Raw genomic sequence first — 20,903 nt, 5'->3', positions numbered from 1 at the left:
AATTCACTATACTTCTATAACATTAAGGAATTTTTTTAATGCATCTGTTTTAGGCTGAGTGAACAATGTTTCTGGTTCACCTTCTTCACCTATCAATCCATCATTTATGAATATCATTCTATCTGAAACTTCTCTTGCAAATCGCATCTCATGCGTAACAATGACCATTGTCATACCTTCGTTTGCTAGATCTTTAATAACTTTAAGAACATCATTAACAAGTTCAGGATCTAATGCTGATGTCGGTTCATCAAAAAGCATAACTTTAGGGTTCATAGCTAATGCTCGTGCAATTGCAACACGTTGTTGTTGTCCTCCAGATAAAGCATGTGGTCTTTGATCTTTAACACTTTCTAACCCAACTTTTATTAAAAGTTGGAGTGCTTCATCATAAGCTTTTTGCTTGTTCATTTTTTTAACAGTGATTAAGCCTTCCATTACATTTTCAATCGCTGTTTTATGTGGAAACAAGTTGTAATTTTGGAAAACCATACCAGACTGTTTTCTAACTTTAATTTGAGCTTTTTTATTATTGGATGTATATGTTTCGCCATTTACAAACACTGTACCTTCAGTTGGAATCTCTAAAGCATTTATCATTCTTAACAATGTCGTTTTACCAGAACCAGATCTACCTATTAAAGTGATCACTTCACCTTTATCTACTAAAAGATTAATCCCTTTGATTACTTCTACATCATTAAAAGATTTTTTTATATTTTGAAGTTCAATCATGAGCGATACCCTCTTTCAATATAAGATTCATAGTAAGATTGGATGACTGATATAATGAAACATACGATCCAATATAAAATCGCAACTAATACATAAATTGTTAAAAATTCATACGTAGTAGATGCCACTTCTTGCGCTTTTCTAAACATTTCAGCTACTAAAATGAAACCTAATAATGAAGTGTCTTTTATTAAGCTTAAGAAAGTATTACCTAAAGCTGGTATGGACACTCTAATTGCTTGAGGTAGTATAATTCGTTGCACTGTTTGTTTATAGTTCATACCAATTGAATACGCTGCTTCTGTCTGTCCTTTAGGTATCGACATAATGCCACCTCTTAATATTTCAGATGCATATGCACCTACATTAAGTGACAGACCTATAATTGCAGCTATAACCGGTGACAAGGTGAGTTGATTCTCTGCATTACCTGTTACCAATCTACCTAATTCGGGGATACCATAAAAGATAATGAATAATTGAACAATCATAGGTGTACCCCTAATGATTGAAACATAAAAACGGGCAATCCCTTTAAGTACTTTGCTACTAGAAATACGCATCAAAGCAGTAAGTAAAGCTAAAATTAAACCAATAACAAAAGTAACTAACGTTATAGGTATAGAATATTTAACTAAACCTTCTAGCATAGGTAAAAATGCTTGTTTTGCAGCATTTAATGCATGAAGTTGTTCATCATTTAGGCTCTGAAACATTATCGCCAAACCATTTCTTACTTATTTTTTCTAATTCGCCATTATCTTTTAATGTTTTCAAGCCTTTATTGAAGTCTTTAATAACTTTGTCATCTTCTTTTTTACTAAAAGTAAATGCTGATTGACTTTGTTCTGCATCGCCTTCAATAGCTTTGATTTTAGCATTTGGTTTTTGCTTTTTATAATCTAAATATGAAACATTATCATTAAATGTACCTTCAACACGTTTAGATTGTAATAAATCCATAGCTTGGTTGAAACCATCTACTTTCGTAATATCTGCACCTTTAGATTTAGCAAGTTGACCATAATTAGATGTTAAAGTTTGAGCAAGCTTTTTACCTTTTACATCATCAAATGACTTAATATCTGTATTATTCTCATTAACTACTAATACACCTTTTGAATAAGTATATGGATCCGAGAATTTGTATTTAGCTTTTCTCTCATCATTAATACCTACTTGGTTCGCAACCATATCAAAGCGTCCTGCATCTAAACCTGCAAACATTGAATCCCATTGTGTTTCTTTAAACTTAACTTTATAACCCATTTCTTTTGCTACTGCTTTAGTAACTTCTACATCATAACCCGTTAACTTGTCATTTTTATCATGATAGCTAAACGGTGAGTAAGTACCTTCTGTACCAACTACTAATGTTTTATCATCTTTCTTACTGCTACTTTCTTTAGAGTCATTGCCGTTCCCACAAGCAGCTAACACTATTATTAATGCAATAATTAAAAATATACCTTTTTTCATTTATACATCCCTCTATTCTTAGTATCCTAATCGGAATAAACATAGTTTAGACCGAAATCCAACTACTGTCAATTACTATAATCTGGATTAATTAAATTTCAAATATTCAATCTTTTCTGAACTTAAATCTAATACTAATTCTTCGAGCAATGTTTTTGCACTTAAGTAATCTCTTACATCATAAATAGCTTTACTCGTATGAATATACCTTGCACATACACCTATTACTGCTGTTGGAATACCTGTTAAAGATTTATGAATTTCTCCTCCATCTGTACCACCTGGTGATTGGAAATATTGATGTTCAATCTCTTTTTCTTCTACAGTATCAATTAAATAATCTCTCATTCTTTCTGAAAGAATCATCGTACGATCTAGTATTCTAATTAACACACCTTTACCTAAAGCTCCAGATAAACCGATATGACCTTTCATATCATTTGCAGGTGAACAATCTACTACTAAAGCTAAATCAGGTTGAATAAGGTTAACACTTGCTGAAGCGCCTCTTAAACCAACTTCTTCTTGAACGTTTGCGCCAACATATAAATCGACATCTAGTTCTTTATCCTTCAATTGTTCTAACAACTCTAAGCCGACGAGACATCCATATCTATTATCCCAAGCTTTAGCTAACACCCTATTTTCAGTTAATCTTTCAAAATCTGTACGGGGAACTATCGTATCGCCAATTTTAATGCCCATTTCTTTTAATTGGTCTAAACTCTCAGCTCCAACATCTAATAACATGTCAGCAATAGAAACGCCTGTTTCTTTACCCGTTCTAAAATGTTTAGGTATACTTCCAACTACTCCGTTATAGTAACGACCTTCTCGGGTTTTTAACTGTAAAGTTTGAGATAACCACACATCTGATGAAACGCCACCAAGTGCTGTAAATTTTAACATACCCTCTTTTGTCATTTCAGTAACCATAAACCCGATTTCATCCATATGTGCTGCTACTAATACTTTAGGTGCATTTTCTTTTTTAGATTTTTTAACACCATAAATACTCCCCATATTATCTCCAATGATTTCATCAACATATGGTGCCATTTTTTCTTTTAAATATTCACGTACTTCATTTTCAAATCCAGGAACTGCGTGTAATTCAGTGAGTTCTTTCATTCTAGTGAGTGTTTCTTGTCTAATTTGTGTCATTATGAATCTCCTCATTTAAATATTTATCTATCATACTAGCTTTGTGTTAAACTAAATTTAAGAAAAAGGAGGCATGGTCATGCAAAATAATAAGTTACGCTTCGTCATATTAATCTTTTCTGTTTTTACAGGAATAAGTGTTCTTGCTAGTATCATCTACTTCAAACAATTTAAACTTTATAATTGTGAAGAAATACTTAAACAAGTAAAAAAAGAATTTAACAATGTTGAAGCATCTTATATCTTACATATCCCAAAGACCTACCAAAAATTCGGCATTGAAACAAAAGTAGTACATGGTGGCATTTCTGTAAATAAAGATGACAAACTTGTACACTACGAATTCATTGCTGATGCTTTTAATGGCCAAGTCATTGATATTTACGAAATTTAATATCATTTAATGAAACATGATGTACTTATTTGTACATCATGTTTTTTATATTTCATCATTTTCTAAAGCATCAAACGATTTTTTAATAGCTTCTAATCCACTAATCAATTTATCTTCACTACAAGCTAAATTCATTCTAAAGTGATGACTCTCACCAAGTTCATATGAATTTCCAATACCGGTTGCTAATTTCCCTACCGATTGTAACGCTTTTTGAACGTCACTTTCGTTAAATCCACTTTTAGCAAAATCAATCCAAGCTAAATATGTAGATTCTGGTTTAATGAAACTTAATTGGTCGGACATCTCATTCTTTATAAATTCCTCTAATAGCGTCATGTTTTTATCAATATGTTGATTTAATTGGTCTACCCAATCACTTGCTTGTGTATACGCTACTTTTACAGCCTCAACTGCAAGTGTATTAGCAGCAGCTAAACCATAGTAAGTTGCAAGCTTTCTATTGAATTGTAATGTGAAGTATCTATGCTTTGTCATCATAAAACTACTTGCTAAACTAGCTAAATTAAATGTTTTTCCTAACCCCGTTACAACTACTATCGGTGAATCTAATTTCATCTCATTTGCCATTGAGTAAAATCCTTTATCACTTCTTACAAAGTCCATATGGATTTCATCAGATACAATAAAGACATCGTGCTTTTCACAAACTTCTTTCATAAAGGCGCATTCTTCTTTCGTCCATACTTTACCAGTAGGATTATGTGGATTACAGAGAACAAGTACTTTAACATCTTCTCGTGCTGCCACCTTTTCAAATTGTTCATGGTCCAATTCATATCCATTGTCTGTTGTTATTAATGGTGATTCGACTGCTACTCTTTTATTACCTTCAATCAAATTTAAAAATGCATTATATGCAGGTGTATGAATTAATACGCCTTCACCTTCTTTTGTAAATTCACGAATGACTTCAGTTACCGTAAACAAAATGCTTGGTACATAATAAATATCATTTTTCTGGACGTTCACAGAAAATCTCGTTTTGTACCAATGCTTAATTGCATTTAAGTATTCTTCTTGTTTCCATACTAAATAACCAAAATGCGCTTGATCTAATTTGTTTTTTAAATGATCGATAATAAAGTCAGGCGTTTTAATATCCATATCAGCAATCCAGAATGGCTCTAAATTTTCGTAGTCATATACTTTCCGTTGACCTTCATACGCTATAGTTGCAGTACCCCTTCTATCTATTACTTCATCAAAATTATATTTCAATTAAATCATCCCTTCTAATGTCTTCTTTAATTCCCCTTGTTTGTTCATCAATACGGACAGCAAAATGATTTGCATCATGATAAAATACAAACCAATAATCTTCTTTAATATATTTTTGTAGAAGTCTTTCTTTAGCATCAATGGAATCCATTGGATAATCATCATAAGCTGTAACCCACAACGGATTTAAATGGGCTAATGTTGGTAAAATATCTGCCATATGAACAGCCTTCATACCGTTACTTTCCAATTCAATAACACTATGACCAGCACTATGTCCACCCGTATGACGCATAGTTATACCAGGAATAATTTCCATACTATCAACAAATGTCATAACTTGATGTTCAATGCCTTTATAATTTTCTTCCCAATATGTAGCTTTACTTCTAATGTTTGGTGACCTTAGTTCATTCCATTCAATTTGAGACGTATAAATTGTCGCATTTTTAAATACAGATTGACCATCAGGAGTAGTCAGACCACACGCATGATCAAAATGCATATGTGACATAATTACAATATCTATATCGTCTATGCCAATATCAAATTGTTTTAATGAATGTTCGATATCACTTTCATAAGTCGTACCATAGTTCCTTTTTTGCTTATCAGTTAACTTACCATTACCCATACCAGCATCAATAATAATATTGTGTCCTTCAGTTTGAACAAATATCGGATGTGTAACGAGAGGTATTTGATTAAGATCATTAGGTGGATACTTTTTCGACCACAAAGCTCTAGGTACAACACCAAACATCGCACCACCATCCATTTGAGTAATACCACCTTGTAATGGATACAATTTAAAATCACCTATATTCAACATAATTTTCCCCTCCAATCATTTAATTTTATTTTATCATTAATTGGTTTATCGAACATCTTTCAAGATTAGTAGCCTGGATATTTAATAAAGTTGTGAGGAGAAATATAATATGTGGGGCAAAAGAATAAATAAAAATAAGAGGTTGGAACAAATTAATTGTCCCAACCTCTTATTTTTATTTAAAACTTGCTTCCATTCGATTAATTCTAAATCCTTTGTTTGAGAATTTATCTTCATACTCTGTACGAATATTATCTTCTGGTTCTTCTTCATGTAAATTCAAGTTTATATAATCAAATGACATACCATACTGCGACATACTTTCTAAACTGTATTCAAATAATTTTTGATTATCAGTTTTAAAGTGTATTTGACCGTCTTTTTTCAAAATATGCTGATATATTTCTAAAAAGGACGAGTGTGTTAATCTACGTTTTGCATGACGTGTTTTAGGCCATGGGTCAGAAAAGTTAAGATATATTCTTGAAACTTCATTTTCGACAAAATACTCAGTTAACAATTTTGCATCTTGATTGATTAATTTGAGATTGTCTAATTCCATTTCTTTAACTTTTTCTAAAACTCTGACCATAACATTTTTATCTTTTTCAATTGCTACATAATTAATATTAGGATTTTGCTTGGCTGTTTCAGTGATAAACCTTCCCATACCAGTTCCAACTTCAATATGAATTGGCTGATCTTTATCAAACCATTCAGCCATTTTATATTGATGATTTTGATCTACATCTACTAAATTGGGATGATCTTTCAAAAAATCATCAGCCCAAGGTTTATTTCTCATTCTCATTCAAAGTAGCTCCTTATATAAATACATTTCTTGTCATCACTTCATTTAAGAAGTTTAACCAATCATTCATATCATTATATCGCTTTTTCTCTTCGTACCATTCTACCATCGCGATAGCTTGAATTAACGTGTACCATTTCATACGTTTTTTCAAATCATGAGTGTCGTTAATTCCATATTTACATAACCAATCTGCCCAGTCATTTTCATCGACATAAGTATACAATATCATGCCGATATCAATAGCTGGATCTGCAATCATTGCACCTTCCCAATCGACTAGGAACAGTTCATCTTGGTCTGATAATAACCAATTGTTATGATTAACATCGCCATGTATAACAGTATAAAATCTGCTATCAAGTGTAGGCATATTATCTTCTAAATATAGCAATGCCTTTCTTACAGTTCTATTTGTTAAGACATGTCTAGATAAAGAACTATTGATTTTCTTAAATAATAGCTCTGGATGCATAGGTTTCATTTCCATGCGTTTAAGCATATTTAATAATTGTTTAGAAGAATGTATTTTTTTAAGAAGTTTGGCAACACGGTTAGAATTCATTTCATCTTGGACTAACTCTCTACCATTTTTCCAATGTTGTGCAGTTACAACTTCTCCTGTTTCGATCCTTTTAGTCCAGACTAATTTAGGTACGATACCTTCAGCAGATAACGCTGTTAAAAAAGGACTTGAATTACGTTTTAGGAAGAGCTTGCGGCCATCTTGTTCTGCCATATATGCTTCACCAGATGCTCCACCTGCTGAGTCTAACGTCCATCCTAATTGATAAAAATGTTCCAACCTATCCACCTCACTTTCAGAAAAAGAAAAAGACTCAAGAATATTACTTTTCAAGAGTCATATTTTAATCTTAAAAATTTCGTTTAATTTTTGTTATTTTAGTGCGCTTGTATTAAATTTTATTATCTTTTGGTTAAGATTTCAACCTCATAAATGAAAACTTTCGAGTATTTTGAACCTATTCATATATAATATGTCTAATAAATTCAGTATTCATATGGTTTGGTTGAGATTTTAAATTTACACTAAAATATTTTTATGCTTCCGACTCTATATAATTATCAAATGATTTTTGTAATTGTTTCGTAATTTGACCTACTTTACCGTCACCGATTTTGTTATCGTTTACTTGAATAACTGGCATAACTTCAATAGATGTACTTGAAATAATTACTTCATCAGCATCATTTAGGAAATCTAATGTAAATGCTTCTTCAATAAATGGAATATTTAATGCTTCTGCTGATTTTTTAATAATACGTCTCGTAATACCATTTAATATTAAGTTGTTTGCAGGATGTGTATATATTTTGCCGTCTTTAACAGCATATACGTTGCTTGAGCTACCTTCTGTAACAGTTTGATCTCTATGCATGATTGCTTCGAAAGCACCATTTTGTGCCGCTTTTTCTTTAGCTAACACGTTACCTAGTAAATTCAAACTCTTTATATCGCATCTTAACCATCTAATATCATCTACAGTAATCGCTTTTACACCATTTTTTAATTCTTCATATGGTCTATCATAGCTTTTTGAAAAAGCAGAAAATACTGGTTTAGTGCTTGCATCAGGAAATGGATGATTACGAGGTGCAACACCACGTGTAACTTGGATGTATACCCCACCATTTACGACGTTATTCTTTGCCGCTAACGTTTTTGTTACTTCTGTTAATCCTTCAACAGAATAACCTTCTAAGTTTAAACCGATTTCTTTCGCACTTCTAAACAATCTTTCATAATGTTCTTTAGATGTGAATACTTTGCCGTCATAAATACGTATATATTCATAAATACCATCACCAAAGTTATATCCTCTGTCAGAATAATTGATTTTTCCTTCTGATTCGTCAACAAATTCATCGTTTATAAAAATATATGTCATTACTCTTCACCCTTTACACAGACATTGTATATTGCTTCTAAATAAATTGCAGTTGCATTAAATAATTGTTTTTTTGTAATATATTCATTTTTTTGATGCATTAAATCTTCTGATTCTTTAAACATCGCACCAAAAGCGACGCCTTTATCTAAATTTCGAGCGTATGTTCCGCCACCAATTGTGAATGGTTCGGATTGATCCCCAGTTTGCTCTCTATAAGCTGATAATAACTTCTCTATAAATGGATCGTTTTTATCAACATAATGAGGTAATTGGTGTTTGTCCATTTCTATTTCAAAGCCTTTTTCAGTGACTTCTTCAGAGAAACGAGATAAAGACTGATCAAAGTTAAAGCCCTCTGGATATCTTAAATTAACGCCAAATTGACCACCGTCTACATCTGTATAACTCATTATACCTGTATTAGTTGTTACTTCTCCCATTTCTTCAGTAGCAAATTTCATACCCATTTTTTCGCCTTTTGGAGAATCAACTAAATAGTCATTAGCAAATTTAACGTATGAACTCGCATATTTATCTAAATTTAATTCATTTAAGAATTGAATCAGTAATAAACCTGCATTGATTCCTAGCGTAGGATCCATACCGTGAGCTGATTTACCGTGTACAATTAATGTTAAGAACCCTTCATCAATTGAAGTTTCTCCTTCAATTTCATGCTCATTTAAAAATGATTCGAATTTTTGTACGACATTCGTCATTTGTTCTTTAATGAGTAATTTAGCTTGAGCAGTATCAGGAACCATATTAAATCTTTCTCCTGAGAAAAATGCTTTTAATTCTACTTCTGGTTCATCATTATCTTCAACATATCCTGATTGCAGTATATTAAATGTTACGATACCTTTTTCTCCATGAATTAATGGGAATTCAGCATCCGGTGCAAAACCAACAGAAGGCATTTCTTCTGTTTCAAAATATCTGTCTGTACATTTCCAATCAGATTCTTCATCTGTACCTACAATGATATGTATCCTTTTCTTCCAATCAACTTTCATATCTTCCAGTATTTTAACTGCATAATACGCTGCTATTGTTGGCCCTTTATCGTCTAAAGTACCACGAGCTATTATTGTATTTTCTGTTTCAACTGGTTCAAATGGATCAGTATCCCAACCTGCTCCAGCAGGTACAACATCAACATGGCAAAGTATACCTAATAATTCGTCACCTTTACCTGCTTCAATTCTTCCGACAATATTTTCGATATCTACATAAGAAAATCCATCTCTTTCACCTAGTTGATACATATAATTCAATGCTTCTTTTGGACCAGGTCCAACTGGCGCGTCGTATGTACTTGCTGCATCATCTCTAACGCTTTCGATGCTTAAGAGCCCCTTTAAATCATTAATAATATCTTCTTCATATTCTTTAACTTTATTTCTCCACATCGAAAATCATCTCTTTCTTAAGTTGAATAGTTATCTATATAATACATGATATTTTTGTAAATATGAAATAGAAATACTGATAATTTTCTATTTTTTTAACTCAAAAGTTATTTCCTTTTACGTACGGCTATGGTCATATATAATGAAATAATTTTAATAAAATTATTTCCCACAAGAAATTCGGCAACAAATCTACCAACACAACCTCTGTTGACTAAAATACGAGATAAAAATATGATTGTTCAAAGCTTATAGATAAAAAAACTGCCAACAAAGTCGGTGACTTTGTTGACAGTCTATAACCGGAAAAACTATCGGTCTTTTCGTTATTCTATTATTTTTTTAAGTCTTCTTCTGTAACAACTCTTAAATTGTTATTAGCTGTTCCGCCTTCATCATCAAATTTAGCTTCTCTTTGATCGATTGGCTCTTGATCTTCTTTTTTAAGACGAGATTTAGCATTAGAAGCATATCCTTTAGGATTTTCTTTTGCTTTTTGTAATTCACTTTTAGCTTTTACTTTAGCTGATTCTTTGTAAGAAGTTGGGTCTTCTTTATATTTAGAATATTCGTCTTGTGCTTTCCCTTTTAAATCATTTGCTTTTTGTTTAGCATTTTCTTTGTAATTCTCTGGGTCTTCTTTGTACTTACCGTATTCATCTTTTAATTTATCTCTATTATCTTTTTTAGATAATACGACTGCTGCTGCAGTTCCTCCTAATACAACTAATGTTCTAAATAATCCTGCTTTTTTAGCCATTTGTATCCACCTCTATTTAGTTAATATTAATTAATATACCCTTACAATATAGTTATAAACATTTTAACCTTATAAATTTAAAAGTTTGAAATCTTCTTCCATCAAATGTCTATATTCCCCTAATTCTAATTGCTCATCGAGTTCTAAACTTGCAATTTGTAGTCGTTTTAAATATGTGACTTCACAGTCTATTGAATGGAACATTCTTTTAACTTGATGGAACTTACCTTCATAAATTGTCACAATCGCTTTGAAACTTTCCCCACTCTCGATTATTTCCAATTCACTAGGTGAAGATGTGAAATCGCCTAAATCAATTCCTTTTTCAAATTTCTTTATTGCATCTTCGTTAATATGTCCATCAACTTCTGCATAGTATCTTTTAGGAACTCTATGCTTTGGACTCATAAGCTGATGAGAGAACTTGCCATCATTCGTTAACAACAGTAATCCCTCAGTATCTTTATCTAATCGACCTACAGGGAACAAATCTAAGTGCATATATTCAGGAACAATATCGATCACTGTTTCATGTTCGTCATCTTCTGTAGCTGATACATACCCTGCTGGTTTATTCATCATTAAGTAAACAACTGGCTCATATTCAATAGGAATATCATCAAATGTTATAATATCTTCTTCAGGATTAATATGCATTTCAGGTTTTTTAGCGATTACATCATTTACTTTTACTAAGTTTTTCTTAAGGAATTTTTTCACTTCTTTACGTGTACCAATTCCTGAATTTGCTAAAAATTTATCTAATCTCATCATTTACACCCACTTAATTTTACGTCTAATTTTAGAAGTGACTTCGCCTAAAAATTCATCTGCTAGTCGAGCGCGCATTGTTAAAAATCCATATACAACTACACCGACACAACCTCCGACAATAAGTACAATTAACGCACCTAATTTAGATGTTGGGTCAATAAATAGTGATACGATAAAATAACTTAATTCTACTAATAGAACCATTATAATCGTGTAGAAAGTAATTCTTAACGTGTGATAAATTGTAATGTTAAATTTAAAGTCTGCATATTTCCAAAGTACTAAACAGTTTAAAATCACTGCAATGAGTAATGCAATTGCAGTACCTAACACCGCACCTAAAGTATGGAACATCATAATTAACGGTAAATTAATTACAGCTTTTACAATTAAAGATACGATTACAATCCATACTGTTAAAGCTTGTTTATCGATTCCTTGTAACATTGAAGCTGTTACAGATAATAAGGCGATTAAAATACTGACTGGTGCATACCAAAATAGAATTTCAGTTCCCATTGGGCTATAACTATAAAACACGTTATATAAAGGTTGTGCAAGTACCATAATGCCCAATGAAGCAGGTACAGTTAAATAAAGTAATACGCCTAAAGATTTTCTTATTTGATGATGCATAGCATCGATTCTACCCGAGTTGTAAGTGTTTGTTATAAAAGGAACTAAACTAACCGCAAAACCAGCTGCTAATGAAGTTGGAATCATAACAATTTTATTTGTAGTCATACTCAACATCGTGAAGTATATATCGTGCAATTCACTATTTACACCTGCCATAGCTAATCCAGTATTATGCGTAAACTGATCAATTAAGTTAATAATTGGGAAACATAAACTGACAATAACAAACGGTATACTATATTTAATAATTTCTTTATAAATTTTGAAATACGAAACATCAATATCACTCGTATCTTGTTCAACTTCAGCTTTAATGAAATGCCTTCTTTTAACCCAAAAATATAGTAATGTTAATAGAGCTATTATGGCACCTATTCCTGCTGCGAATGTCGCAACTTGGTTAGCCATTAGGACTGAACCGTCCATCACGTATAATACGATGTAACTACCGCCCAAAATAAAAGCAATACGTGCAACTTGTTCAGTAACTTCTGAAACTGCTGTTGGACCCATTGAATTGAAACCTTGGAAAATACCTCTCCATGTTGCTAACAAAGGAATGAATAATACTACGAAACTGATTGTTCTAATAACAGTCGTAATATCATCTATTTGCCAACCGCCTTCTATTCCACCTTTATTTGCTAATGTTAATTGAGCAATTGTAGGTGATAAGAAGTATAGAAGTAGAAATCCGATAATACCTGAAATGGACATAACAATAAAACTTGATTGATACAGTTTCCTACTTACTTTATATGCACCGAGCGCATTATATTTAGATACATATTTTGCTGCTGCTAACGGTACACCAGCAGTTGCGATTGTTATCATGATTGTGTATGGTTGATAAGCATATGTAAATGGTGCAAGATTTTTTTCGTCGCCAATAATCGCGTAGAAAGGTATTAAATAAAGTATACCTATGACTTTCGTTATTAAAATACTAGCTGTAAGAAGGAAGGTTCCTCTTACGAGCGCTTTACTTTCTGACATAATTTCATCCCTATCTAATTTACTTTTAAATTTAATAATAACAGGTTTATTTCTATTCTACTACTTTTTTAAAGACACAATATTCGTTAAAATATTATTACATCGACTTATGGAGGTAACTTATGTATCATACAATAATAATTGGCGCTGGACCTAGTGGTTTAATGGCTGCTTATAGTGCAAGTGCTCAAGGGAACAGCGTTTTATTAATCGAAAAGAAAAAAGGACTAGGTCGTAAACTTCGTATTTCAGGTGGCGGTAGATGTAATGTTACAAACCGTTTACCTTATGAAGAAATTATAAAAAACATTCCCGGAAATGGAAAGTTTCTATATAGCCCTTTCTCAACTTTTGACAATGAATCTATCATACAATTTTTTGAGTCTCGTGAAGTAAAGTTAAAAGAAGAGGATCATGGTCGTATGTTTCCCGTATCTAACCGTGCACAAGACGTTGTCGAAGCGCTTGTGAATGCCATTAAAGAAAATGGTGTAGAAATACGTCAAGAGACTACCGTATCATCAATAGAAAGTGAAAATCAACAAATTACAGGTGTGACATTACAAGATGGAACGTTTATCCCCTCACGCACTGTCATTATTGCATCAGGTGGATGTAGCGTACCACATACAGGTTCTACAGGTGATGGTTATAAATTCGCAGAACATATTGGACATTCAATAACTGATCTTTTCCCAACAGAAGTCCCTATAAAATCTAGTGAACCCTTCATCAAAAACAAAACATTACAAGGACTAAGCCTGCAAAATATAGGACTTTCTGTTTTAAAGAAAAATGGCAAACCTAGAATCACACATCACATGGATATGTTGTTTACACACTTTGGTGTTTCAGGGCCAGCAGCTTTGAGATGTAGTCAATTTATTTACAAAGAACAACAATCACAAAAGAAAAATGAAATACAGATGTCTATCGATGCTTTTCCAGAAATAAGTGCACACGAGTTAGAGCAACAAATCGTAAAAAAATTAAAAGATGAGCCTAATAAAGCAATAAAGAATGCTTTAAAAGGTCTCGTTCAAGAAAGATATTTACACTTTATATTAGAACAGTCTGAAGTAGACATAGATGTGACATATCATCATTTATCACAGCAAGCCATCAAAACGTTTGTACAAAATCTTAAAGCATTTACATTTACTGTTAACGGAACTTTACCTATTGATAAAGCATTTGTAACAGGTGGTGGCGTAAATATTAAAGAAATAGAACCTCATACGATGCAATCTAAAATATGTTCTGGGTTGTTTTTCTCTGGAGAAGTTTTAGATATTCATGGGTATACAGGTGGATATAATATAACGAGCGCATTAGTCACGGGTTATGTAGCAGGATATAATGCTTCAATATATGAATAACAAAATCAGAAATATAAAATCACCCAATCCGAAAATGATTCCAACGGATTGGGTGATTTATTTTATTTAAACTCTTTTATTTTCTAAACCGTCATCGCCCCACTCATTCATGCCGCCTTCTATATTAACAGCATCAATATCATGGTCGTTTAAATAATCAACAACATTAGCGCTTCTAACACCACCTGCACATACAACGTAGTATGTTTCGTTCTTATCAAAATGGTTTAATTCATTTGGTATTTCGCCCATCGGTATATGTTTCGCACCTGGAATCATACCTAATGCTACTTCATAATCTTCTCGCACATCAACAATGTTTATTGGATTATTAGATGTTATTTTGCTCGCTAATTCTGTTACTGTAATTTCTTTCATAGCTAGAACACTCCTAATTGATTAATTTGCAACGATGTTAACTAATTTTTGAGGTACGGCAATCACTTTACGTATTGTCTTACCTTCAATAGCTTCTTTTATTTTATCATTATCTAAAGCTACTGCTTCCATTTCATCTTTAGTTAAATCTTTAGAAATTTTTACTTTATCTTTCAATTTACCGTTAACTTGAATAACTATTTCTACTTCGTTATCTACTAATAGCGCTTCGTCAAATACTGGCCATTCTTCATATGTTACTGTGTCAGCGTGACCTAATTTTTGCCATAATTCTTCAGAAATATGTGGCGCAATTGGTGATAACATTTTCAAGAATCCTTCAACATATGATTTGTTTATATGATCTTGTTTGTAACAGTCATTTATAAATACCATCATTTGACTGATTGCTGTATTAAAGTTCAATGTATCAAAGTCTTCTGTAACTTTTTTAACAGTTTGGTTATAAACTTTATCTAACTCTGGTGTCGCTTCTTCTACGACCTTACTTGTAATGTTCCCGTCTTCAGAAACAAGTAAACGCCAAATTCGGTCTAAGAAACGACGTGAACCATCTAATCCATTTTCACTCCAAGCAATTGCTGCATCAAGTGGTCCCATAAACATTTCGTATAAACGTAATGTATCTGCACCATGTGAACGAACAATATCATCTGGATTTACAACATTGCCTTTAGATTTACTCATTTTTTCATTACCTTCACCAAGAATCATTCCTTGATTGTATAATTTTTGGAATGGTTCTTTTGTTGGTACAACGCCGATATCGTAAAGCACTTTATGCCAGAATCTTGAGTATAATAAATGAAGAACTGCATGTTCAACTCCACCGATATATAAATCTACTGGCAACCAATGTTTTAGTTTTTCTGGATCTGCTAATTGTTCATCGTTATGTGGATCAATATATCTTAAATAATACCAACAACTACCTGCCCACTGTGGCATCGTATTTGTTTCTCTGCGACCTTTCATTCCTGTTTTAGGGTCGACTACATTAATAAACTCATCAATATTAGCAAGTGGTGACTCTCCAGTACCTGATGGTTTTACTTGATCTGTTTCTGGAAGTAACAGTGGTAATTCTTCTTCTGGAACAGTTGTCATCGTACCATCTTCCCAATGTATTACAGGAATTGGTTCTCCCCAATAACGCTGTCTACTAAATAACCAATCTCTTAATTTATAACTTACTTTTTTCTTACCGATACCTTTTTCTTCTAACAATTCAATTGCTTTTGGCACCGCTTCTTCTTTAGTTAAGCCATTAAGCACGTCTGAATCAATCATTTTACCGTCTTCATTATAAACAGTTATGATGTCTAAATTGAATTTCTCAGCGAACTCAGCATCCCTCTCATCGTGAGCAGGAACAGCCATTACAGCACCTGTACCATAACTAATTAATACATAATCTGCAATCCAAATAGGCATTTTCTTGCCAGTGAATGGATTAGTAGTAAATGCACCTGTAAACACACCACTTTTATCTTTTGCTAAATCTGTTCTTTCTAAATCAGATTTACGAGATGCAGAAAGTTTATATGCTTCTACTACTTCTTTTTCATCTTCACTTGTAATTTGATCTACTAAAGGATGCTCTGGAGAAAGAACGGCAAATGTAGCGCCATATATTGTATCAGGTCTTGTAGTAAATACATCAAATGAAAGATCAGTATCATCAATATTAAATGTTAATTCTGCACCTTCTGATCTACCAATCCAATTTCTTTGCATATCTTTAATAGATTCTGGCCAATCAACATCTTCTAAGTCTTCTAATAGACGATCAGCGTATTCTGTAATTTTTAATACCCACTGTCTCATAGGTTTACGCACGACTGGATGTCCACCACGTTCAGAAACACCGTCAACAATTTCTTCATTAGATAGTACAGTTCCTAATGCTGGGCACCAGTTAACTGCTACTTCATCTACATAAGCTAATCCTTTATTATATAATTGAATGAAAATCCATTGTGTCCATTTATAATATTCTGGATCTGTAGTGTTTACTTCACGGTCCCAATCATAAGAGAAACCTAATTCTTGAATTTGGCGTTTAAATGTAGCAATATTTTTAGCTGTAAACTCTTTAGGATCATTCCCTGTATCTATAGCATATTGTTCTGCTGGCAAACCGAATGCGTCCCAGCCCATAGGGTGAAGTACGTTATAGCCTTGCATTCTTTTATATCTTGAAACAATGTCAGTAGCTGTATAACCCTCTGGATGACCTACGTGTAAGCCAGATCCAGATGGATAAGGAAACATATCTAATGCATAGAATTTTTTCTGTCCAACATTATCGTCAGCTTTAAATGTTTTATTTTCTTCCCAAAATCCTTGCCATTTTTTTTCAATTTCTTGATGATTATAATTCATTTATTTGTTCCTCCTATAAAATAAAAAAAGCCATCCCAACCATAATAACAGTAGGGACGACTTTAATGATTATGCCGCGGTACCACCCAGAATTCACTAAAAAGTGCACTTCATTTATATGGTTTAAGATTGCTTTTAAGAAATAATTAATTGTTCATAAGTTCACTTAATGGATATCATCAGTTCTCAGCACCACTGACTCTCTTAAGATTCACATTAAAGCGACTACGCCTTATATACATCCTAATATTATGCAATTTCTATATATTTTGCAAGTTTTATTTAACTTTATGGCAAATCTTGTTTCGAAATTCCTCTATCATAAATGTATAAGAAATAATATCCAATTAGAATAAGTAATATCATACTATAGAACATCGCTTTCATATCGAATACATCGACAAGTACACCACCGACAACTGGACCAAACGCTTTACCTATTGTTGAAAAAGCATTGACGATTCCTTGATAAGCGCCCATTCTTCCTTTCGGTGCTAATTGATTTGCGATAGCTGGTACTGCCGGCCATACAAACATTTCACCCAAAGTTAAAATTACCATTCCTACTACAAACATCGTAAATTGTTCTGCAATACTTGTAACTAAGTAACTGACAATAAAAATCGTAAGTCCTATAAACATTTGTAATTTCAATTTTTCTTTAAGTCTGTTTATGATTGGTGCAATTAAAGGTTGACCAGCTAAAATAAGCACACCATTAATCGTCCATAATAAACTGTATTGTTTTAAAGAGATACCTACAGATTGAGTATATGTAGCGATAGTCGTTTGCCATTGAACATAACCGATCCAACATAAACTAAACATCGTACATAATAATATAAGTGCAGTGAATTTCCTTTTGTCTCTTACATGAACGGCACTTGTTATGCCTTCATCATGTTTTACATGGATGTCTAAATCAATATTGTAATATTTAAGCGCTATGATGATAAAGACAACATATAATAATAAATTAGCCATAAAAATATAACTAAAGCTGAAATCAGCAACAAACCCTCCAGCTGCTGCACCGATAGATACACCTAAATTTTGAGCTAAATAAATTGCATTAAATGTTGCACGACCTCCATTAGGCCAACTTGTAGCTGCCATCGCATAAATAGCTGGCACAATAACACCGCCGCCGAACCCTAATATGACTAACCAAAATGGATACCATGGCCAATCGTTTAAGAAGTTCAAACCAACTAAGCTCAAAATATTTAATATAGAGGCGAAAATAATAGATCGAAACCCTCCGATTTTATCAAATAAAGTTCCACCTAATAAATTTCCAATAACACTACCGAATGCGTTAATCATCAAAACGACACCAGCAGTACTTAAACTCTTCCCTAATTCTTCATTCATATATATAGTATTAAGCGGCCACAAAAAACTTGATCCCGTAATATTGATAGCCATACCTATAATTAACATTTTAACGATTTTAGGCATTTTCAAGGGTTTCAACCCTCCTCTCAGATTTTGTCAATTCGAATAGTCTAAACCTTTTTCTGCAAAAGTTCAATATTATATGTTAAAATGCTTTAGATAAGTTTGTAGAACAGGATGTGAAATAAAATGACAGAACGATTCCGTTTTGCGTTTGATAACAAAAGATATCATACATGGAATTATCATTTAAGAAATAGATTTGGTGAAAAAATATTTAAAATTGCTATAGATGGTGGATTTGATTGTCCTAACCGTGATGGCACAGTTGCACACGGCGGATGTACTTTCTGTTCAGCAGCCGGCAGTGGTGATTTTGCAGGTAATAGAGCAGAACCAATACATGTGCAATTCAAACAAATAAAAGATAAAATGCATGAAAAATGGTCTGAAGGAAAATATATCGCTTATTTCCAAGCTTTCACGAATACACATGCACCAGTAGAAGTTTTAAGAGAGAAATATGAAGCAGCTTTAGCCGAAGAAAATGTAGTTGGTTTGTCAATTGCTACAAGACCCGATTGTTTACCAGATGATGTAGTAGAATATTTAGCTGAATTAAATGAAAGAACTTATTTATGGGTTGAATTAGGTTTACAAACTGTACATCAAGAAACATCCGATTTGATTAACCGTGCACACGATATGGAATGTTACTACGAAGGTATAGCTAAACTTAGAAAACATAATATCAATATTTGTACACATATCATCAACGGTTTACCAGGTGAAGATTACGATATGATGATGGAAACAGCTAAAGAAGTTGCTCAAATGGATGTTCAAGGAATTAAAATTCATTTACTCCATTTATTAAAAGGAACGCCTATGGTTAAACAGTATGAAAAAGGTATGCTTGAATTTATGACGCAAGATAACTATACACAATTAGTCTGCGATCAACTCGAAATATTACCTGAAGAAATGATTATTCATCGTATAACTGGAGATGGACCAATCGACTTGATGGTTGGACCTATGTGGAGTGTTAATAAATGGGAAGTATTAAATGCTATTGATAATGAACTAAAAGAACGTGGCACAATGCAAGGATCTAAATTTATAAAGGCAGAACACATTAAATCATGATCGTTGATGGTATTCTTCCATACGCGAGAAAACTAATAGCTTCTCATATTACTACTAAAAGCATTGTCGTAGATGCAACATGTGGTAATGGTAACGACACTTTATTCCTTGCAAACCAAGTTACAGATGGTGAAGTCTATGCATTCGATATACAAGAAAATGCTATAAATAATGCTAAAGAAAAAACAAAGACTTTTAATCACATTCATTATTATCAAACAGGACATGAAAACGCTGCTTCTATTATAAGTAAAGATCATAATTATATAGATGCAACAATTTTCAACTTAGGATACTTGCCTAAAGGCGATAAAAAAATTACAACAAATTCATCAACTACTATTAAAGCGATAGAATCACTCTTTGAAATCACTCAAAAAAATGGCATTATTGTGTTGGTTGTATATCCTGGACATCCCGAAGGTCAAGTAGAGTCTAATGAAGTAATGGAATTTGTAAAATCAATCGATCAACAAACAGCCCATGTACTGCATTATCAATTCATTAATCAAAAGAATAACCCACCTTATATTATTGCTATCGAAAAAAGATAAAATACAAAAATATCTCTTCACTAGGCGATAACCTAATGAAGAGATATTTTCTTTTTATACGTTACAATTATTCACAATTGATTCAAATTGTTTTTCAAAATGACCTTTTCTCTTCTTAATTTCTTCACATGCGAAGTCAATAATCGCTTCTTTTTTCTCAGCAAATTCTTCATTTACTTCAACAATTACAGTTCTTTCATCATTTTCAGGACGGACTTTTTTAATCCAACCCTTTTTAACTAAATTATTATATAGTCTTGTTCTCTTATATGTCTTGATATCGATATAGCTATCTAATTCTTTAAGACTCATCGATCCATTATTCCACAACATGATTAATGTTAGAAATTCTTCTTTTTCAATTCCAAACTTTTCTTCAATTTCGTAAAATATATTATTAATATTTTTTTGAATATCATCTAATAGAATTAAGTCACTCACATTATTTACTTTTTCAGTCATAAACTCGCCTCCAACGTTCTCTATAT

At 32.5% G+C, this 20,903-nt stretch carries 21 protein-coding genes; 4 read left to right on the top strand and 17 right to left on the bottom strand.

The window, feature by feature from the left end; all coding sequences use genetic code 11:
• Positions 1 to 6: 6 nt before the first annotated feature.
• From PYW35_RS05180 to PYW35_RS05165, 4 genes are all read right to left on the bottom strand, one after another.
• Entirely contained in the window at positions 7 to 735 is a 729-nt protein-coding gene (locus PYW35_RS05180; RefSeq protein ID WP_103322712.1) for an amino acid ABC transporter ATP-binding protein, read from the bottom strand.
• Positions 732 to 1,451, bottom strand: a complete 720-nt coding sequence (locus PYW35_RS05175) for an amino acid ABC transporter permease (protein ID WP_016912070.1) — start codon at positions 1,449 to 1,451, stop codon at positions 732 to 734. Before PYW35_RS05175 ends, PYW35_RS05180 begins: the two co-directional genes overlap by 4 nt.
• On the bottom strand, positions 1,432 to 2,214 hold the full coding sequence (locus PYW35_RS05170; RefSeq protein WP_016912069.1) for an amino acid ABC transporter substrate-binding protein: 783 nt from the start codon (positions 2,212 to 2,214) through the stop codon (positions 1,432 to 1,434). Before PYW35_RS05170 ends, PYW35_RS05175 begins: the two co-directional genes overlap by 20 nt.
• A gap of 87 nt (positions 2,215 to 2,301) precedes the next feature.
• A complete protein-coding gene (locus tag PYW35_RS05165; RefSeq protein WP_016912068.1) occupies positions 2,302 to 3,378 on the bottom strand; it encodes a M42 family metallopeptidase in 1,077 nt (358 codons plus the stop codon).
• A gap of 79 nt (positions 3,379 to 3,457) precedes the next feature.
• On the opposite strand from PYW35_RS05165, the gene PYW35_RS05160 reads away from it, so the two are divergent.
• On the top strand, positions 3,458 to 3,772 hold the full coding sequence (locus PYW35_RS05160; protein WP_016912067.1) for a hypothetical protein: 315 nt from the start codon (positions 3,458 to 3,460) through the stop codon (positions 3,770 to 3,772).
• A 45-nt stretch (positions 3,773 to 3,817) separates the two neighbouring features.
• Here the strand turns inward: PYW35_RS05160 and PYW35_RS05155 are convergent, their stop codons facing one another.
• The 9 genes from PYW35_RS05155 to PYW35_RS05115 form a co-directional block, all read right to left on the bottom strand.
• Positions 3,818 to 5,014 (bottom strand): MalY/PatB family protein, encoded by a 1,197-nt coding sequence (locus tag PYW35_RS05155; RefSeq protein ID WP_103322713.1) that lies wholly within the window; start codon positions 5,012 to 5,014, stop codon positions 3,818 to 3,820.
• Positions 5,004 to 5,846, bottom strand: a complete 843-nt coding sequence (locus PYW35_RS05150) for a YtnP family quorum-quenching lactonase (protein WP_103322714.1) — start codon at positions 5,844 to 5,846, stop codon at positions 5,004 to 5,006. The genes PYW35_RS05155 and PYW35_RS05150 overlap by 11 nt, the downstream gene beginning before the upstream one ends.
• 175 nt (positions 5,847 to 6,021) lie before the next feature.
• Positions 6,022 to 6,657: a tRNA (guanosine(46)-N7)-methyltransferase TrmB gene (trmB, locus tag PYW35_RS05145; RefSeq protein ID WP_016911985.1), complete on the bottom strand. Its 636-nt coding sequence runs from the start codon at positions 6,655 to 6,657 to the stop codon at positions 6,022 to 6,024.
• 13 nt (positions 6,658 to 6,670) lie between these two features.
• Positions 6,671 to 7,462, bottom strand: a complete 792-nt coding sequence (locus PYW35_RS05140; protein WP_016911984.1) for a phosphotransferase family protein — start codon at positions 7,460 to 7,462, stop codon at positions 6,671 to 6,673.
• Between the two features lie 256 nt (positions 7,463 to 7,718).
• The gene (dat, locus tag PYW35_RS05135; RefSeq protein WP_103322715.1) at positions 7,719 to 8,567 is read right to left on the bottom strand and encodes a D-amino-acid transaminase; all 849 of its coding nucleotides are present in this window, start codon (positions 8,565 to 8,567) and stop codon (positions 7,719 to 7,721) included.
• The gene (pepV, locus tag PYW35_RS05130) at positions 8,567 to 9,982 is read right to left on the bottom strand and encodes a dipeptidase PepV (protein ID WP_103322716.1); all 1,416 of its coding nucleotides are present in this window, start codon (positions 9,980 to 9,982) and stop codon (positions 8,567 to 8,569) included. The genes dat and pepV overlap by 1 nt, the downstream gene beginning before the upstream one ends.
• A 334-nt stretch (positions 9,983 to 10,316) precedes the next feature.
• Positions 10,317 to 10,742 (bottom strand): YtxH domain-containing protein, encoded by a 426-nt coding sequence (locus tag PYW35_RS05125; protein ID WP_016911981.1) that lies wholly within the window; start codon positions 10,740 to 10,742, stop codon positions 10,317 to 10,319.
• Between the two features lie 69 nt (positions 10,743 to 10,811).
• On the bottom strand, positions 10,812 to 11,513 hold the full coding sequence (locus PYW35_RS05120) for a pseudouridine synthase (protein WP_169925684.1): 702 nt from the start codon (positions 11,511 to 11,513) through the stop codon (positions 10,812 to 10,814).
• Between the two features lie 3 nt (positions 11,514 to 11,516).
• The gene (locus tag PYW35_RS05115; RefSeq protein ID WP_103322718.1) at positions 11,517 to 13,151 is read right to left on the bottom strand and encodes a putative polysaccharide biosynthesis protein; all 1,635 of its coding nucleotides are present in this window, start codon (positions 13,149 to 13,151) and stop codon (positions 11,517 to 11,519) included.
• Positions 13,152 to 13,273: 122 nt separating this feature from the next.
• Between PYW35_RS05115 and PYW35_RS05110 the strand changes: the two genes are divergently transcribed.
• The gene (locus PYW35_RS05110) at positions 13,274 to 14,530 is read left to right on the top strand and encodes a BaiN/RdsA family NAD(P)/FAD-dependent oxidoreductase (protein ID WP_103322719.1); all 1,257 of its coding nucleotides are present in this window, start codon (positions 13,274 to 13,276) and stop codon (positions 14,528 to 14,530) included.
• A 66-nt stretch (positions 14,531 to 14,596) separates the two neighbouring features.
• On the opposite strand, the gene PYW35_RS05105 is transcribed toward PYW35_RS05110, so the two are convergent.
• The 3 genes from PYW35_RS05105 to PYW35_RS05095 all read right to left on the bottom strand — a co-directional run bounded on the left by PYW35_RS05105 (position 14,597) and on the right by PYW35_RS05095 (position 18,781).
• Positions 14,597 to 14,908 carry a rhodanese-like domain-containing protein gene (locus PYW35_RS05105; RefSeq protein ID WP_103322720.1) on the bottom strand — a complete coding sequence of 104 codons (312 nt, stop codon included), beginning with the start codon at positions 14,906 to 14,908 and terminating at the stop codon, positions 14,597 to 14,599.
• Between the two features lie 21 nt (positions 14,909 to 14,929).
• Entirely contained in the window at positions 14,930 to 17,314 is a 2,385-nt protein-coding gene (leuS, locus tag PYW35_RS05100) for a leucine--tRNA ligase (RefSeq protein WP_103322721.1), read from the bottom strand.
• 288 nt (positions 17,315 to 17,602) lie between these two features.
• Positions 17,603 to 18,781, bottom strand: coding sequence for an MDR family MFS transporter (locus tag PYW35_RS05095; RefSeq protein WP_103322722.1), 1,179 nt, complete (start codon positions 18,779 to 18,781; stop codon positions 17,603 to 17,605).
• A gap of 120 nt (positions 18,782 to 18,901) precedes the next feature.
• Here PYW35_RS05095 and mnmL point away from each other — a divergent pair, with 120 nt between their 5' ends.
• Positions 18,902 to 19,861 carry a tRNA modification radical SAM protein MnmL/YtqA gene (gene mnmL, locus PYW35_RS05090; protein ID WP_103322723.1) on the top strand — a complete coding sequence of 320 codons (960 nt, stop codon included), beginning with the start codon at positions 18,902 to 18,904 and terminating at the stop codon, positions 19,859 to 19,861.
• Positions 19,858 to 20,415, top strand: a complete 558-nt coding sequence (mnmM, locus tag PYW35_RS05085; RefSeq protein WP_103322724.1) for a tRNA 5-(aminomethyl)-2-thiouridylate-methyltransferase MnmM — start codon at positions 19,858 to 19,860, stop codon at positions 20,413 to 20,415. Before mnmL ends, mnmM begins: the two co-directional genes overlap by 4 nt.
• A gap of 54 nt (positions 20,416 to 20,469) precedes the next feature.
• On the opposite strand, the gene PYW35_RS05080 is transcribed toward mnmM, so the two are convergent.
• The gene (locus PYW35_RS05080; protein ID WP_016911972.1) at positions 20,470 to 20,877 is read right to left on the bottom strand and encodes a transcriptional regulator, SarA/Rot family; all 408 of its coding nucleotides are present in this window, start codon (positions 20,875 to 20,877) and stop codon (positions 20,470 to 20,472) included.
• Between the last annotated feature and the right edge of the window lie 26 nt (positions 20,878 to 20,903).

The organism is Mammaliicoccus vitulinus, assembly GCF_029024305.1.
In the GTDB taxonomy this organism is placed as follows: domain Bacteria; phylum Bacillota; class Bacilli; order Staphylococcales; family Staphylococcaceae; genus Mammaliicoccus; species Mammaliicoccus vitulinus.
This window is presented reverse-complemented; position numbering and strand designations above follow the sequence as displayed.

What these genes read in the sequence shown, in the direction of transcription:
- leuS (WP_103322721.1), bottom strand. Translation starts at nt 17,314, where the DNA reads ATGAATTATAATCATCAAGAAATTGAAAAAAAATGGCAAGGATTTTGG.
- mnmM (WP_103322724.1), top strand. Translation starts at nt 19,858, where the DNA reads ATGATCGTTGATGGTATTCTTCCATACGCGAGAAAACTAATAGCTTCT.
- PYW35_RS05105 (WP_103322720.1), bottom strand. Translation starts at nt 14,908, where the DNA reads ATGAAAGAAATTACAGTAACAGAATTAGCGAGCAAAATAACATCTAAT.
- PYW35_RS05115 (WP_103322718.1), bottom strand. Translation starts at nt 13,151, where the DNA reads ATGTCAGAAAGTAAAGCGCTCGTAAGAGGAACCTTCCTTCTTACAGCT.
- trmB (WP_016911985.1), bottom strand. Translation starts at nt 6,657, where the DNA reads ATGAGAATGAGAAATAAACCTTGGGCTGATGATTTTTTGAAAGATCAT.
- PYW35_RS05170 (WP_016912069.1), bottom strand. Translation starts at nt 2,214, where the DNA reads ATGAAAAAAGGTATATTTTTAATTATTGCATTAATAATAGTGTTAGCT.
- mnmL (WP_103322723.1), top strand. Translation starts at nt 18,902, where the DNA reads ATGACAGAACGATTCCGTTTTGCGTTTGATAACAAAAGATATCATACA.
- PYW35_RS05180 (WP_103322712.1), bottom strand. Translation starts at nt 735, where the DNA reads ATGATTGAACTTCAAAATATAAAAAAATCTTTTAATGATGTAGAAGTA.
- PYW35_RS05165 (WP_016912068.1), bottom strand. Translation starts at nt 3,378, where the DNA reads ATGACACAAATTAGACAAGAAACACTCACTAGAATGAAAGAACTCACT.
- PYW35_RS05175 (WP_016912070.1), bottom strand. Translation starts at nt 1,451, where the DNA reads ATGTTTCAGAGCCTAAATGATGAACAACTTCATGCATTAAATGCTGCA.
- PYW35_RS05160 (WP_016912067.1), top strand. Translation starts at nt 3,458, where the DNA reads ATGCAAAATAATAAGTTACGCTTCGTCATATTAATCTTTTCTGTTTTT.
- PYW35_RS05080 (WP_016911972.1), bottom strand. Translation starts at nt 20,877, where the DNA reads ATGACTGAAAAAGTAAATAATGTGAGTGACTTAATTCTATTAGATGAT.
- PYW35_RS05110 (WP_103322719.1), top strand. Translation starts at nt 13,274, where the DNA reads ATGTATCATACAATAATAATTGGCGCTGGACCTAGTGGTTTAATGGCT.
- PYW35_RS05150 (WP_103322714.1), bottom strand. Translation starts at nt 5,846, where the DNA reads ATGTTGAATATAGGTGATTTTAAATTGTATCCATTACAAGGTGGTATT.
- pepV (WP_103322716.1), bottom strand. Translation starts at nt 9,982, where the DNA reads ATGTGGAGAAATAAAGTTAAAGAATATGAAGAAGATATTATTAATGAT.
- PYW35_RS05125 (WP_016911981.1), bottom strand. Translation starts at nt 10,742, where the DNA reads ATGGCTAAAAAAGCAGGATTATTTAGAACATTAGTTGTATTAGGAGGA.
- PYW35_RS05120 (WP_169925684.1), bottom strand. Translation starts at nt 11,513, where the DNA reads ATGAGATTAGATAAATTTTTAGCAAATTCAGGAATTGGTACACGTAAA.
- dat (WP_103322715.1), bottom strand. Translation starts at nt 8,567, where the DNA reads ATGACATATATTTTTATAAACGATGAATTTGTTGACGAATCAGAAGGA.